General features: G+C 43.6%; 13 protein-coding genes and 1 pseudogene. 3 read left to right on the forward strand and 11 right to left on the reverse strand.

Features of this window, described 5'->3' with window-relative positions; translation table 11 throughout:
- Window positions 1-241: 241 nt before the first annotated feature.
- Window positions 242-1633: a phage/plasmid primase, P4 family gene (locus tag DXA87_RS13310; protein ID WP_117504835.1), complete on the reverse strand. Its 1392-nt coding sequence runs from the start codon at window positions 1631-1633 to the stop codon at window positions 242-244.
- Window positions 1608-2228, reverse strand: coding sequence for a CHC2 zinc finger domain-containing protein (locus tag DXA87_RS13315; protein WP_117504838.1), 621 nt, complete (start codon window positions 2226-2228; stop codon window positions 1608-1610). The genes DXA87_RS13310 and DXA87_RS13315 overlap by 26 nt, the downstream gene beginning before the upstream one ends.
- 222 nt (window positions 2229-2450) lie before the next feature.
- Here DXA87_RS13315 and DXA87_RS13320 point away from each other — a divergent pair, with 222 nt between their 5' ends.
- The 3 genes from DXA87_RS13320 to DXA87_RS13330 are packed head-to-tail and all read left to right on the forward strand — an operon-like array spanning window position 2451 to window position 5718.
- Window positions 2451-3575, forward strand: a complete 1125-nt coding sequence (locus DXA87_RS13320) for a DUF6076 domain-containing protein (RefSeq protein ID WP_117504840.1) — start codon at window positions 2451-2453, stop codon at window positions 3573-3575.
- 1 nt (window position 3576) lies between these two features.
- The gene (locus DXA87_RS13325) at window positions 3577-4506 is read left to right on the forward strand and encodes a hypothetical protein (RefSeq protein ID WP_117504842.1); all 930 of its coding nucleotides are present in this window, start codon (window positions 3577-3579) and stop codon (window positions 4504-4506) included.
- Between the two features lie 36 nt (window positions 4507-4542).
- Window positions 4543-5718: a hypothetical protein gene (locus DXA87_RS13330; RefSeq protein WP_117504844.1), complete on the forward strand. Its 1176-nt coding sequence runs from the start codon at window positions 4543-4545 to the stop codon at window positions 5716-5718.
- Between the two features lie 71 nt (window positions 5719-5789).
- On the opposite strand, the gene DXA87_RS13335 is transcribed toward DXA87_RS13330, so the two are convergent.
- The 9 genes and pseudogenes from DXA87_RS13335 to DXA87_RS13390 form a co-directional block, all read right to left on the reverse strand.
- Entirely contained in the window at window positions 5790-8372 is a 2583-nt protein-coding gene (locus DXA87_RS13335; protein WP_117504846.1) for a M56 family metallopeptidase, read from the reverse strand.
- The gene (locus DXA87_RS13340) at window positions 8369-8740 is read right to left on the reverse strand and encodes a BlaI/MecI/CopY family transcriptional regulator (RefSeq protein WP_007488105.1); all 372 of its coding nucleotides are present in this window, start codon (window positions 8738-8740) and stop codon (window positions 8369-8371) included. Before DXA87_RS13340 ends, DXA87_RS13335 begins: the two co-directional genes overlap by 4 nt.
- 133 nt (window positions 8741-8873) lie before the next feature.
- Window positions 8874-9122 (reverse strand): DUF6061 family protein, encoded by a 249-nt coding sequence (locus DXA87_RS13345; protein WP_007488104.1) that lies wholly within the window; start codon window positions 9120-9122, stop codon window positions 8874-8876.
- A gap of 24 nt (window positions 9123-9146) precedes the next feature.
- Window positions 9147-9461: pseudogene (locus DXA87_RS13350) on the reverse strand (23S rRNA (uracil(1939)-C(5))-methyltransferase RlmD); the annotation flags it as partial.
- Window positions 9400-11202 (reverse strand): recombinase family protein, encoded by a 1803-nt coding sequence (locus tag DXA87_RS13355; RefSeq protein ID WP_117504850.1) that lies wholly within the window; start codon window positions 11200-11202, stop codon window positions 9400-9402. The pseudogene DXA87_RS13350 and the gene DXA87_RS13355, both read right to left, overlap by 62 nt.
- Before the next feature lie 182 nt (window positions 11203-11384).
- Window positions 11385-11762: a type II toxin-antitoxin system PemK/MazF family toxin gene (locus tag DXA87_RS13365; protein ID WP_117504855.1), complete on the reverse strand. Its 378-nt coding sequence runs from the start codon at window positions 11760-11762 to the stop codon at window positions 11385-11387.
- A gap of 602 nt (window positions 11763-12364) precedes the next feature.
- Entirely contained in the window at window positions 12365-12835 is a 471-nt protein-coding gene (locus DXA87_RS13375; RefSeq protein ID WP_117504857.1) for a sigma-70 family RNA polymerase sigma factor, read from the reverse strand.
- 490 nt (window positions 12836-13325) lie between these two features.
- On the reverse strand, window positions 13326-13496 hold the full coding sequence (locus DXA87_RS13385; protein ID WP_101874530.1) for a cysteine-rich KTR domain-containing protein: 171 nt from the start codon (window positions 13494-13496) through the stop codon (window positions 13326-13328).
- Window positions 13497-13590: 94 nt separating this feature from the next.
- The gene (locus tag DXA87_RS13390) at window positions 13591-14616 is read right to left on the reverse strand and encodes a HAMP domain-containing sensor histidine kinase (RefSeq protein WP_117504861.1); all 1026 of its coding nucleotides are present in this window, start codon (window positions 14614-14616) and stop codon (window positions 13591-13593) included.
- Between the last annotated feature and the right edge of the window lie 2 nt (window positions 14617-14618).

The raw sequence follows: 14618 nt of genomic DNA on the forward strand, positions 1-14618 counted from the left end.
CTCCGGAGGGGGGATGCGGTCGCTGAGGCGACCTTTGCTGACCAAGGTGAAATGTCTGCAACTTTTCTCATGGTCAGCCCGTCTGCATTGAGCCGTTTTGCGAAACTTACTCTTGCAGACGGTGGCAGTGAAAACCGTATCTTTCACTGCCATAGAAACAGCCCAAATAAAGGAAATGAGCTGTTTCTATCAAGAGCGTTTCACGATCTGTTGCTGTGTACATACGTACCAGCAATCGGTTTTACTCGACCCTCCGCCATTCCTCCGGAATGTCATCCGGTACGTACGTACACGGCGAATTTCCGTAGAACCCATTTATATGAGGTCTTGCCACAGCTTCCACACCCATAAATCCCCATACCCGCCGTCCGGCAGAATTGGTGATGTTGTTGCAATGCTCCAAATTAAATTTCTTCGCATTGGTAACCATGGCATCGCTGAAGCTGCGGGCTTTCAGCGGTGCAAGAGAGTTTTCCACGCACCACATCCGATAGATTTCATAGAAATCCTTGGAGCTGATGGACGCATCCGCTTTACGCAGGATGTATCCATCGGAATCCATGAAGTCAAAAATGTTGTTATTATCACGCTTGACCGCTTCCCGGTTTTCACGGATGCGGTCACTCTCCGTAAACTTAAAGTTGTTGGCAACGAGCCGCTGCAAGCCTTCAAATGCCCAGAGGAAAATTCCCTCAGCTTCGGCTTTCATTTTCTCAGCGAGGTTGGGATCGTCGGCTCTGTCCATGGGCTTTTCTTTGGTGGTCAGCACAAGTTGTCTGCGGTAAAAACCGTCGCTGCGGTCATACAGAGCCTGCAGATCGCCGTTGCTGAATGCAAGCAGCCGAGCAAACATCCAGCCCTGATAACTCTGCTTTCCCTTGCGTTCTAAGTCCATTTTGCCCTGTGCAGTCACGATGGATTTCACATAGTTGGTCTGGCGCAGAGCTTCCATCCGCATATCATCATCCACGCACAGGAGAATGTGTTCCAAATCAGCACGGGCGAAGCGGTTTTCAGAAATCTTGCCGATGCTGCCGTCTTTCATATTCGTGCCGAAGATGGTAGACAGTACCGCACCGATTTGAGATTTACCTTCGCCGCCGTTGCCTTTAATCACCATCATGCGCTGCCCCTTGTTGGAGGGAATCAGGCAATAGCCGATAAACTCCTGCAAAGTGGGGATGTCCTCCGCATGGAGCAGCCCATCCAGAAATTTTAGCCAGGTCACAGGTGTAGGTGCATGAGGATTGTAAACAACAGGCAGACGGTTTCGCACGATAGTCGGTCTGCCCTCGGTAAATGTGCCGTTCAGCAGTAGCGTACCGTTGGACAAATGAATCCGATCCTGCTCCGGTGGAAAGTCCGGCACTTGCGCTTCCAGTTTCAGCACTTCCAGAATGTTGGTGATCTTCCGGGGGATATTGTTTACGGCACAGAATTTCAGCTTGTCGTAAATCTCCCCACGCAGAGGGAGAGCGTCCGTCACTCGACCATTGGGCGTGAAAAAAGCTCCGTTTGCGAAGATGATTCTGCGCTCATGCAGAAATTCTTCACAAAACAGAGCTTCGTTGATGTTCTGTCCGTCAAACCAGACAGGCAAATTCATATCAGGCGTTTTCCGGTTCTTCGCCATGGTGCGCCACCTCCTTTTTCTTTCGTGTGATGTACTCTTGCAGAAAAGCAATTTTGCCGTCCTGCATCAGCTTGTCCACCAATGCCACCCGTTCTTCCAGATCACCCACCGTCAGCACATCTGCCATATATTCGATATAGCAGTGCATCTGGCAGGCTTCCACAAAACGGTCATCCAGAGCATCTTCCGGTGTCTTGGGTGCGTATCGTACTTTCCAATCTTCCAGCAGATGCAGATAATCCGTCAGCACCCGGAAACACAGCATTTCATCCTCCCGTAACTGACGGATATAGGGACGCTTCGGCTTGACCATAGCTGCGGCAGTGGGCGGTTTTGGGTCAAGTCCAAAGTCCGCAGCCAGCTTTTGCGCTGCTTCATAACTGCTCAGATCGAACAGCCTTGCCACAAGGTCGATTACGTCCCCCTTGGCTCCGCAGCCGAAGCAGAAAAAATAGTCCTCATTCAGCTTCAAGCTCGGATGCCTGTCGTTGTGGAACGGGCAGCAAGCCATGCCGTTGTGGCTCACTTTCAGCCCGTAGTGTTCGGCGGCTTGCTTGACGCTGATTGCCGCCTTGATGGTTTCATAGATTGTCATAGAAAACCCTCCGTTCATAATATTCTGGAAAGCACGAAGCACCCGCCGTGATTGGCAGGTGCTTCGCTCCTTCTATTATGGTTATGACGGATTTTTCAAAAAACAGGCTAATGACAGGACAATCCTGTTTCAAAAAACAGGACAACTTATCTGAGGACGTAGATTTCTTTACATTTACATGGTATAATTAGAAAAATGAAAAAACAGGACAGGAGGGCAAGCATGAATCAAGAATTGATGACATTGGATTTCTGGCAGGATACGGTCATATATGAGAGCAAAACATTTCCTGTCGGTACGCTTGCCTGTGATGCACTGAATGTTCCTGTGAATACCATTGCAAAAATAAACGAGCAATGCGAGAAAATCAATCTGCTGCTTGGAATATTAAACGCCGGACAGGATGCTTCTGCACTCTGTCCTATTGCAACGGAAGCTGCTCTGACGATGCTTGATATTCTCAGTCAAACACCGCCGTTCTCCTATATGAATATCTCAAAGCACAGAGAACGGATTGAAAAAGTCTTTACTGTGGACAATGCGCTGAAATATGTGGAGTTTGCCATAAAAGCCGCAACCAATTCTTTGCAATTTGAAGAAATCCAGAACTTTACCGATGCGATGATGCTCCAACGCTATACCGCAGTTTTCGGGCATCTGGCATACTCCCTTGGGGAATACCAAACGGCCATGCTTGATTTTGCAGAAAAAACAGACGGCAACGAAGCAGACCGCACCGCAGAGGGTTTTGCAAAAATGTTCGGCAGCTATTTCCCGCCGGAGTTTTCCATCACGGAAGGCAATGCCTGGATGTCTACCCTGAACAATTCCGTTCAGTATGTATCCGTCATCCGTCCCGGCGAAAAAGTTGCGAAGCTGGTCAAGCGGATGCACTATGTATCCTTTGTAGGGATGTTCCGGTCTGATCTTTTTGAGGGCTTATGTGTTGGTCATGCACCGAAGAAATGCCGGATCTGCGGCAAGTGGTTTCTGACCACCAACGCAAGGCACACCAAATACTGCGGTGGCTATGCACCGGGGGACAAGCTGCACCGCACTTGCCGTCAGATCGGTAATCTGAAAGGTAGAGAACAGCGAGAACTTGCGGACGATCATCCGCTGAAGCAGATTTATGAGAAACGGCTGAATACCATAAACCGCTATGTGAAGCGTGGTACTCTGGACGCTGATCTTGCGGAGGTTATGAAGAAGCTGGCAAAAGATAAGATGCTTCGGGCGGTCAGCAATGTTGCTTATGCCAAGGGTGATTATGAAAAAGAGATGGAACAGGCTGCTTTGAAGAAAGAAGCCAAGATCATAAAACAGACTTATATCGGGGGAATGTGAGATGGGAGAATTTGATTTTACATACAGTGTACCTGCAAATTTTAATAAACGTGTTGTTCAATTTCTTCAGCAATTCGGAAAAGCTCATGTAGCCCAAGCCTTTCAACGGTGCGAATATGAGTATGAAGATCTTGGTCTGGCTTATTATGCAGGGATGAAAGGTGATAACTGGAATAAAAACGCTCTGGATTTCACATTTGAAGGGGCAGAATCTGACATAGCATTACTACAGTCTTTCGATTCCGTACTGCAAGATGCGATAGGAAAGGCGCTCAAGGCAAGTGAATCGGGACTTCTCGTTCGAAAGGTCTACTATTTTGCTTCTGACAGTACAGCCGAATCCACAATGATTCCGCCATCAAATGAGGAACGATTAAATGCTGATATGGCAGCAGCTCAGAGTGTACTCGATGATTTGATACAGGTGGGCGAACGCGTTTGCTTGAACGCTTCGTTCACCGCATCAAGTTCTGAGAACACCATAAACGACTACTTTAGAGATATGCTTTCTTTTAAGGGATATAACGAAGTAAAAGACCAGACAAGGCATGGCATATCAGCAAGCGGAAAGGATGCAGCAGAGGTTGATATACTCTTGACCAAAGCTGGGCGAGAAATTGCTATATTTGAAGGTTTGAAGCTGGACAGTGTATCAACAGTGTACATTGACGCTCATATTGACAAAGCCATTGTCAATTATAATGCACTCGGGACAGCTACTTTCCTTGTTGCATATGTAAACTCTGCGGATTTTGAATCCTTCTGGAAGAGATATTCCGATCATGTGCGGCAGTACGATTTTCCACTCCAGATAAAGCGTCCATTCAATGTGCTGCCTTATCCAAATGCGGCTGCTCGGGTTGCGACCCTGATTCTTACACGAGATGGATTTGATTTCCCTGTGTATTTCATCGCTTTTAAGATTAGTTAATGGTTAGCATCTGATTCACTTGAAAGGAGGTGCGCTATGCTGAATGATTTTACATGGAACATGACTGGATACATACCGAAATACCAAGCCAATCCGCACGGTGACGGCATTATTCCCTATGTGGCAGAGCGCATCTTCCAACTGGAACCGGAGCCGCCAGTGGTGGACAGTCTGAACGAATATATCCTGTCTGCCTTACAGGAGAAGAATTTGATATATTTCTCGTTCTTTCTCCACCACTACGAACCGCAGCTTAATAAGCGTATCAAGAGCTTTCTTAGCGTGGATGGCGGCGATTTGTACGACACAGACCGATTTATAGATATAAAGCTCTCCTGCCGGGAGCAAATGCTCCAAAAGCTGATTGTTTACGACCCCGCCAAGGGTGCAGAGTATGCCACCTGCATTTATCCGTTTATCTGGGATGCTATGCTCCGTTTCCGTATGGGCGAAGAAAAATGGTCGGTATCTTCTCTGACCAATTATAAAATGGTGCGGTCAATGGCTTGGCTGTACCACAATACCAAGGATGCGGTCAACGAATTTTCCAAGAAATACAACTGCGATCTTGCCCTTGCGGAAGAATATCTGAAAGTTGTCCGTGGAATCCGCAATCAGCAGCCATTCTACGTGACAGACGAGGACGGCGAAGAAACAGGTGAAGATGTTGCCCTTGATGATACATGGAACTATACCGACATCCTCTGGAACGGCATACAGGCTGAAAAGGTGCAGCGGGCATTTGAGAAACTGAATTACCGGGAGCAAACCTTGCTTGAAAAGCGGCTGGCGATCTGTATGACCTGTGGGCGTGTCGGCTCATGGAAGAACCGCCCCACCTTTGAAGAACTGGCGGTTATGTTTGAGGGCAGTACAGCCAGCGGTGCAGAACGAGCCTACCGAAAAGCAGTGGACAAGTTGACGGAATTGTTGGTTGCCGAGGGCGCAATCCATGCAGTCCGGCTAAAACAGAAATCCAAGATCAAGCGAAAAAAGAAAATCGCCGCCGCAATCTACGAATACCAAGCAGACTGCGACGGCGAATGGGGTAAGATTTCATTTGATTTTGAAAGCAGCACAGCAGAGATCATCCATCTTGCCGATTGGGATACGATAAAAACCAACCGCTTTGCGAACAAGGCCGTAGCCTATCTTCTGAACTGTGAAAATGAGAAACTACCAAAGGAAACAATGGTGGCATTTGAACCATAAAAAGAAAAACCGCTACAACATCCATCCCACTTTGGAATGAGAATTGCAGCGGTTTATTTGCTGGGAACTAATTATTCGATATTTGTGATTTCCCAATCATCATTTACCAGATGGGTAAATCCTTTGTTTTCTTCTTCATCTGGAATTGATGCTGTCCAGATGATTTCTCCGTTTTCACCCAGGGCAGTTATTGTTAATCCTCGCAGATCAGTGTAGCCATCGAGATTTTCGAGCCAGATGCGTTCGCCTTTCTTGAGCAGAGAACCATCTGCATTTTCAAAGCCGCCACTGGAATTTGGCATTGAAAGCTTGATGCTCTTAACGCCTTCAGAGCCAATGGTCAGATAAAACTTAGAAAGTTCATCCTCTATGGACGGGAACTGGATTTTCTGTCGTGCTTCTTCGGTAGCGAAGATCCACCACTTGCCATTCATAAAGAGTTCAATGGTTCCCTCAGTTGCCCCGTATTGATAACCATATCCTGTACCAAAATTGGATTGATTGTCAACGCTGGGCTGTTTATTTCCATCAACCTGGGATGTGATTTCTCCATCCATAACACCACATCTTGCTTCTATTTTGCTTTCATGGCCAGTATCAAGATACAGTGTCCCGTTCACCATAACCATAGGGATTAAGTCCCATGTTTCGGTTTGCTTTATAACCTTGATTCCATAAACATCCGCAATTCGTGCAGGATAAGTTTCAAGGATTTCACCGGAGTATTCAATTTCAATCACATCTCCGATTTCAGGTTCTGGTGATGGATGAGCATTTCTGATAGGTACTTCAATTCGGTCTGCACTATTCAGTTCCCAGCTACCTTCAACAGGCTTCACAAGATAATAACCATTATGATCTTCCAGAATTTCAGCTTGGAAAACCTGATGCGCTTCGTTGGAAAAACCTTCAATCTGAATACAATTATTCTTGAAAACCAATCGACCAGTTTCTACCAGTTCATCAGTATTATATTTCTTTTTATCTACATAGAGGTATCCGTCAGCTTCATTAAATCTGAGGGTAAAATCGAAATATCCTCGATCAGACAGTTCATAGCTTGCTCCGTTTGCATAGTCATAGATGGTGACACGGTTATCAATCATGCCAGATCCCCAACTGATTGTAGAACACAACTCAGGCAAGCCGTCGCCGGTGAGGTGGCAGAAATAGGCGTTCCAGATGGGCATCCCGGTATACAACGAAGTGATTTCGTTACCCGTAACAGCCATCATTTCTCCATAAGTCCAACGGAAAGTCACATCCGGGAACTCTGGAAGATTAATCTCATGGCGACCACCCCACTGCATCTCATCTGGTGTTTCAAGATAGTCAAACCATTTTGTAACAGACGGTACAGGTTCAGCAACTGCGACATCTCCTCCCACACAGATTCTACTCAAATAATCTTGGAACTCTCCGTCGGATACAACATACCGTTCTCCGTTCCACTCGATATCTACCATATCATTGTCGGAGAGAGAATAACCGTTTATCCGGATATATGTGCCATCCTCCAGGAGTGCGCTGATTTGATATCCCGGTGTGAATCCACCATATTCATCGCTCTTCTTCGTGTTCTTGACCCCGGCCAGCCGAGAACTCAACTCACTAATCTGTGCGGGATTCATTTCAATAGCCACCGCGTCATCCGCATTTCGCATATCAAAATGATTTGCAGAAACGATGGTGTGTGTTGCTTCATCGAATTGGAATCCCATCGGGTTGGTCAAAAAGCAGACCGCAACGATCACACAGGCAATGACTGCCAGAATAATAATCCAGAACGCAGGTTTCTTATAATTCATCACAGACTTCACACGATCTTTAACACCAACTTCACCAAAGGCAAGTGGGCAGGCCGCAATCATGCGACGGTTGACGCTGCAGACCACAAGAGCCTGTGTATAGTCGGCTCTCTGTTCGTTGCCAAGTTCCTTGATGACCTTTTCATCACAGGCAAACTCAATGTCACGGCAAAGAAGTACATAAGCCAACCACATCAAAGGATTGAACCAATGAATCGTCAGCAGGAGAAAACCAAGAGGCTTCCACCAATGGTCTTTGCGGCGAATGTGCGCCTGTTCGTGGGCAACAACGTGCTCCAGATCCTGACCATTCATATTGAACGGGAGATAGATTCTCGGTTTGATAATGCCCAGGACAAACGGAGAACTTACATTCTCACTCTGGAAAATGTTGCCCTTGTAGCGAACAGCGGTATCCACTTTACGACATAGGCGCCAATAACTAACTGCGGTATACAAGAGAAGGGCGCCGACACCAATCAACCAGATAATATTCAAAATCGGAATCCAAATCTGAAGCGGGTTTGCACTCGTCAATACATGCTGTGGTGGGGCAAATGAGGATAGAACAGGATTGACCACACTATTGATCGCCGGAACACCGCTGTCTATTGTGGGTTTGGCCGCCATTTCAATATCCAACGGAATTGTTTCTGAACTTGGGATAAGGCTTAATGCGCTCTCAAAAGAGAGCGGGCAAATCAATCTGACAGCCACGATACCCCAAAGCAGAACATTGACCCACTTGGGAGCTTTCTTCAAAACAAGCCTGAGTATCAGCACAGCCAGGATAAGCCAGCTTGCAGATATACTCATGTTGATAATTTTCAAAAAGAGTTCGTTCATTGTGAACCTCCTTTCCTGATGCGGTCGATCATGCGCTGTACCTCATCAAGCTCATCTTCGGACATAGCCTGATGCTTTGTAAAAGCAGCGATAAAGGCAGGCAGAGAACCCTCGAATTTTTTCTCAACCAGTTCATCGATCTCACACGCCTGGGCTTCATCTTTGGAAACGAGAGAAGTAACAGTGCCATTGTCGTTCTTCAGCACACCACGCTCTCCAAGACGCTTGATAACGGTATAAGTCGTAGTCCTTTTCCATCCGAGTTGATCCTGGCACAGCTTTACAAGCTCGACAGCAGTAACCGGCTCATGCTCCCACATAATCAAACAAAAACGATATTCACTTTCGTGAATCTTCGGAAAATCCATATTCACGCCCTCCCTGTCTACACCATTAGACTTCACACATAGTCTACCACATTAGACAGCCAAAATCAATAGAGTTCACAGAAAAGATACAAAAAAATTGCCCGCAGAATTTCTCCCACGGGCAAAGTGTTGGTTAGCTATCAAGCGGTTTGTATTCAGTTACAGTTTTCAAATAGGTTTCGGGATTACCGTTCAGTATCAAATCAGCATATCCAATCGGATCATTGTAGATCAGATAGTCCAGTTCTGACCGCTGATACATATTATCGGCAACCTCATTCTCCACGGCGATGGTATCAATGGCAATCATGCTGCCATCTAAAAATTTCAGTTCCACACAAGCGGTATCCATGTTAAACTCACAAGAAATCAATCTATCCATAAGAAACCTCCATTTTGCGGGATGTTAGATCATCCCAAAATATTTGAATGCTTCTCGGATTGCTTTCTCTTTTTCCGGCGGACACATGGGCTGTCTGGAATCCTCGGACTTCGGCAAATTGTAATTCTTGCCAACTTCAATCCCACATTTCCTCTTAATCTGTGAGATATAAAGGTTGGATACCTTTAACCCGCTATGCTCCAGCACATAGTCTTTGATCTGGGTGTAGGTTGCCCCATCCTGAAATTCGGACATATCCATATCTTCCAAAGAGAACTCAACCCGAATCTTTTTCGAGTCGACTTCGCCCTTGGAAAGCAAGACAACCGTCTCCACATGTGTCGGAGCTACTATGTAAACACAATTTGTTATCCTCGACACTTGCATAGGAACACAATTCTGCGTCCGTATGTACAGCCGCAGCGTTTTTACGCTTTGGCTTAAAATCTTTTGCATTAAGATTTGAGTGGATACCAGTTTTATATACAAAAGTTATCTTCAACGGATCTTCCACTCCTTCATCATTATAACCGCCGATAATTATTCTTTCAACTACACTTTCAAAAACCACTCTATCGAAGCTCTCCAATAGTTCTCCAGAATTTAAGTTTTTCCGAAATTCTCTTATCCTTGTTTTGGTACTCTCCTGATTTTTGCTCAACTCAACCAACTGCAACTGTTCGGCTTGAAGTTTTTTTAACTGCTCCGATAACTCCTGATTTTTCTTATCATAAATATCCCTGTCGATATTGTTATCAAGCCTTAAGTCAAGCAGTTTTTCTTTTCTTCGCTGCAAATCTGTCATTTCTTTTTCAATCTTCGGCAAGCGTTTCAAAGAAGCGTCGTCTTTGAGAATATCCTCAACTTTTTGAAGAAACTCACTCACAACCTCATGTTGATCGGAACATAAGAGCTGATAGCTTTTTACAAAAGCATTTTCAATTACTTCTTCAGGTATGCCTTTACAATGTGGGCAATTCTTTTTTCCATGTTTGGTAGCCGTCACACAATGCCAGATTGTCTTAGTATAAGCAGAACTACTGTGCCAATTTCTTCGGCTTAGTGTACCTCCGCAAAAACCACATTTAATCATACAGCTAAAAGCATATTTCCTGCTAAATTTGTTCCGCTTCTGACCTTCCTGATGTACACCACGATTAACATTTCTTTTTGCAAGTATCTTCTGTGCTTCTTCAAATATCTCCTCACTGATAATTGCTTCGTGATGGTCACGGATATAAAATTTATCTTCCTCTCCAAAGTTTTCCAACCGTCTTTTAGAAATAGGATCAACCGTAAATGTTTTACCTAACAGCAAATCGCCTTTATATTTTTCGTTTTTAATAATACCGATTACTGTGGATTGCACCCACCGTGAGCTTCCATATTTTGTCTTATAGCCAAGATTCTCAAGCTCATTGGCTATCACTGTACACCCCGCCCCTTCTATATACCGATTAAAAATATATCTCACAATTTCAGCTTCTTTTTCGTTGACAGATATGCTTTTTGTGTCTTTATGATAGTCATATCCCAAACATCCTTGAAAGCCTACAAGTTCTCCTCGCTGCATTTTCATTTTCAAGCCCTTTTTGACATTGGAAGATATATTCTCAACTTCCTGCTGAGCAACAGAACTGAGTACCACCAAAAGCAGTTCTCCATCCATTGTCAAAGTATTGATATTTTCATCCTCAAAGAAAACAGCAATGCCTTTCTCTTTCAGCATACGAACATATTTCAGAGTATCTAATGTATTTCTGGCAAATCTCGAAATGGATTTTGTAATGACCATATCAATATCTCCATTCATACAATCGTTTATCATTCTCTGGAAATCCTCTCGCTTTGTTACCTGCGTTCCTGTTATGGCTTCGTCAGCATATATGTCAGCTAAAGACCATTCTGGTTTTTTCTTGATTAAGTCCGTATAATACATAACCTGTGACTTATAGCTGTTAAGCTGATCCTCGCTATCTGTGCTAACACGGCAATAAGCAGCAACTCTCAGTATCTCTACCTTTCTACCACGAATACGATTTTCGTTACGGTTTGCTTTGATTACTTGAACATCATTCATACGATTATACCTCCGATATTTTATTTACTGATAAGTATTAAGCCGCAAGATTTGAAACGACATTGAAATCACTCATAAGCCGTTTTTTTATGGCTTCGTACTCATCTACCGTAATTAAACCGTTTTTCTTTAACTTCTGCAAACATGCAAATTGAATACTATAATGTGCAAATTTCTGTCCATTACTTTGCTCCATCAAAACACCCCTCTCCGTTCATTGCAAGACTAATGGCAAGAGCCTTATCAACTCTTGCCATTATGTGGTCGGGCATCAGCCCTATATACTGTTTTAATCTCTGCTTATCAACCGTCCTTATCTGTTCAAGCAGAATAATTGAGTCCTTATCGAGCTTATCAAAATCTTTCACCTCTGTATGTGTCGGGAGTTTTGCTTTCGTATGTGTACGGCTTGTTATCGGTGCGACAATAATTGTTGGACTATGCCTGTTCCCCGTATTATTAGAAATAGTAAGAACAGGTCTTGTACCACCTTGCTCTGAGCCAATGACGGGATTAAGTGTTGCGTAGAAAATATCTCCACGCTTAATAATTCTTTCCATAAATATTCAGACCTCCTATCTGGTTTTAGGTAAGAAAGAACTTACCTATGTAACAGCCAGAAAAAAGGAAGTATTTAATATTGGAAGATTATTAGCAAAATCTGTTCCTATGACTACCTTTTATCTGGCTTTATGATAGAAGCATCTCAATTTGTCCTCGACACCCCGAAATGCAATGTGTTCATAGAACACAGGGAAGTCGCCAAACGGTCAGCAGCGAACTGACGCCACGGGAGTTTCACCCCTCTGACGGTCTGCCAGAGCCGCCCTCATTGTCTGCGACGGTTTTATCACGCTCGGACTTGTGACTGGACGGGAGTACCATTATTCTCTTTGTGGGTTATTGCGAAATCGGAAGCAATCCGATATTTTCAGTCGGTAATGAATGAAAGCACCTCCTTTCATCGCTCGCTGCTTCTTAACAGGTCTTGGCGTACCGCTGCACACGCTTATGCTCATCACAATCACAAAGAGGAAGTATTTGGCGAATGGATATTCGGTTGTCAAAGATCACTCCCGTTTTCGCCACACAAAGCAAAACAGGTGGAAGGAATTTAATCCCTCTCACCTGTTTGCTCACTCAAAGTCCATAACACAAGGCACTATTTCAAAAATTTTTTCAAAGTTTTGATTGCCGCATAGATAGAGCTTTGAACAGCCTGATATTTACATCCCTGAAGCTCTGCAATCTGCTCATAGGTCAACTCTCCGAAAAAATACAGAAGCAGCCTGCGTTTTTGTGTTTCGGGCAGTTTTGAAATTGCCTTATGTAACTGCTCATATTCCATACTCCTCGAAACGGTTTCCTCAAGACTTTCTTCCTTATAAAAGGCTCGGTCATTTAAGGTGCTTTCTGTCAACTCGGAGTGTTCAATGTGCCTGCTCACCCGATTAAGATAGGAAATGTCCTCAAGCTCAAAACGGTTAAACAGGTCATATAACACTTTATCTATTTCAATATTTTGCATTATCCCCCGCCCATCTTTAAAAGAGAGGTAATATCTGCCCTCTACAATCATCAGCGTATAAGGGTTATGCTTGTCCTTTTTTCGGTTAGGATGTTTTTCATCCATTCTTCGTTCCTCCAATCAATCTGAATTTTTGAAATTTCAGATTGATCGGCGGAGAACGACACCCTACGCCCCAAACAGGCTTACGCCTTAATTCAACAAAAAACGACAAAAGAAAAACCGCAAAGGCTGTCAGACCCTTACGGTTATAAGAAATATCAATTCTATTATATAGATATTTAATATCTACTCTTGGAGCATAATTTCCCCAAATGGAGATAAGAATTTTTTTAACAAATTATCCTCATCTCTATCGAACGGTATGTAAATAACTGCTGCTTAAAATCAGCAGCAAAGTGTTATCAGACCAACACATAAGAAATCCCTCCAAACTCAAAACAGGTCTGGAGGGATAAAATAGCTATCTGAGCATGACAAAATTGCCCACCAAAACACCGTTTTTTTTATTTGGCGGACTTGTCAAATTCTATATTTATGTAAAAAAAGAGCCGATGACTTATAAGGTTATCTCACAAGTTCATCGGCTCTGCGTCTATGCGTCTGGCTCTTTGATGACGGTTATATGTAATTTCTTTGCATTTATTAAAGTTTCTTTCTTACATTTCGGACAATAAAGAGGATAATTTTTTAAAATAGTATCTTCTCTAACTCTATCACGGGTTTTGTTGCCACAAATCGGGCAAATTATCCATTCTGAAATCATAAATTATCCATCTCCATTTATCTTGTTTTATTTGATCTTTCAATTTTATATTTACTATCTTGACAAATTCATATCGTACACTTATCTGGAATTACTATTGTTCTCTAAACTTTTTCAAAAATAAAGAAAATGTTGTACCTTTTTCATCGGATGCCACCTTGATATACCCGTTCTGCTTATTCACAATATCACGGGTAAGATATAACCCGATTCCCACACCGTCAACTCCTGCTGACTGCTTTCCACGGTAAAATCTGCCGAAGATTTTTGCCTGTTCTTCTTCAGGAATGCCAATTCCGTTATCGGATACATCCAATCGCAAATACGATGGATATTCGGTGATTTTCAAGTCCACAACTCCTCCGCTTGGTGTGTATTTCACAGCATTGTCAAGTACATTGGTAACAGCTTCTGCCGTCCAGTTAAAATCAAGCAAGGCTTCAAAGGTCTGCCCACAATCAAAGGTAATCGTAATATTTTTATCCCTTGCTTTGGCATAAACCGTTTTTACCGCTTGCATAACAATATCATTTAAACTGCTTTGTTCAGGTTTCAATCGGATAATACCACTTTCCAAACGGGACATTTTAATCAAACTGTTTGTCAAAAAAGTCAGCTTTTCAAGGGACATCTGCAAGGTGGCAATATATTCCCTTCTCTCCTCATCGGATAAGCCTGTATCACCTAACAACTGTGCAAAGGTATTTGCCGCCGCTACAGGCGTTTTGATTTGATGGGAAATATCGGAGATTAAAGTTTTAATCTGTTCTTTCTCCTGTGTCAGCATTTGATTCTGTGCCTTTAAAATATTGCGGAGTTTTAGAAGTTGGTGCTGCAACCGTGCAGTCAAGGTGTCCTCAGCTTCTGAAAAGACCGTCCGTTCCTGCTGTTCTACCAAAGCTTCAATGAGCAGCGTAATCTCCTCTAACAGATTATCATTATAGCGGTTGTGCAGAAAGTCCAGTAGGAACAACAGACCACATAAAAATACAAATGCAAAAGAGATAAAAAGCGTACGGAAAAGGATGTCCTCCATAAAAAAGAACACACCAACAGATACCACCGCCGTAGCAGTACCTATAATTAAAATCAGTTTTCTGTAAATTTCAAAATGCTTCATCG

The organism is Desulfotomaculum sp. OF05-3 (assembly GCF_003435535.1).
Lineage (GTDB): Bacteria > Bacillota > Clostridia > Lachnospirales > Lachnospiraceae > Pilosibacter > Pilosibacter fragilis.

Coding starts and splice junctions, on each gene's coding strand:
- DXA87_RS13310 (WP_117504835.1), bottom strand. CDS start 1,633: ATGGCGAAGAACCGGAAAACGCCTGATATGAATTTGCCTGTCTGGTTT.
- DXA87_RS13315 (WP_117504838.1), bottom strand. CDS start 2,228: ATGACAATCTATGAAACCATCAAGGCGGCAATCAGCGTCAAGCAAGCC.
- DXA87_RS13320 (WP_117504840.1), top strand. CDS start 2,451: ATGAATCAAGAATTGATGACATTGGATTTCTGGCAGGATACGGTCATA.
- DXA87_RS13325 (WP_117504842.1), top strand. CDS start 3,577: ATGGGAGAATTTGATTTTACATACAGTGTACCTGCAAATTTTAATAAA.
- DXA87_RS13330 (WP_117504844.1), top strand. CDS start 4,543: ATGCTGAATGATTTTACATGGAACATGACTGGATACATACCGAAATAC.
- DXA87_RS13335 (WP_117504846.1), bottom strand. CDS start 8,372: ATGAACGAACTCTTTTTGAAAATTATCAACATGAGTATATCTGCAAGC.
- DXA87_RS13340 (WP_007488105.1), bottom strand. CDS start 8,740: ATGGATTTTCCGAAGATTCACGAAAGTGAATATCGTTTTTGTTTGATT.
- DXA87_RS13345 (WP_007488104.1), bottom strand. CDS start 9,122: ATGGATAGATTGATTTCTTGTGAGTTTAACATGGATACCGCTTGTGTG.
- DXA87_RS13355 (WP_117504850.1), bottom strand. CDS start 11,202: ATGAATGATGTTCAAGTAATCAAAGCAAACCGTAACGAAAATCGTATT.
- DXA87_RS13365 (WP_117504855.1), bottom strand. CDS start 11,762: ATGGAAAGAATTATTAAGCGTGGAGATATTTTCTACGCAACACTTAAT.
- DXA87_RS13375 (WP_117504857.1), bottom strand. CDS start 12,835: ATGGATGAAAAACATCCTAACCGAAAAAAGGACAAGCATAACCCTTAT.
- DXA87_RS13385 (WP_101874530.1), bottom strand. CDS start 13,496: ATGATTTCAGAATGGATAATTTGCCCGATTTGTGGCAACAAAACCCGT.
- DXA87_RS13390 (WP_117504861.1), bottom strand. CDS start 14,616: ATGAAGCATTTTGAAATTTACAGAAAACTGATTTTAATTATAGGTACT.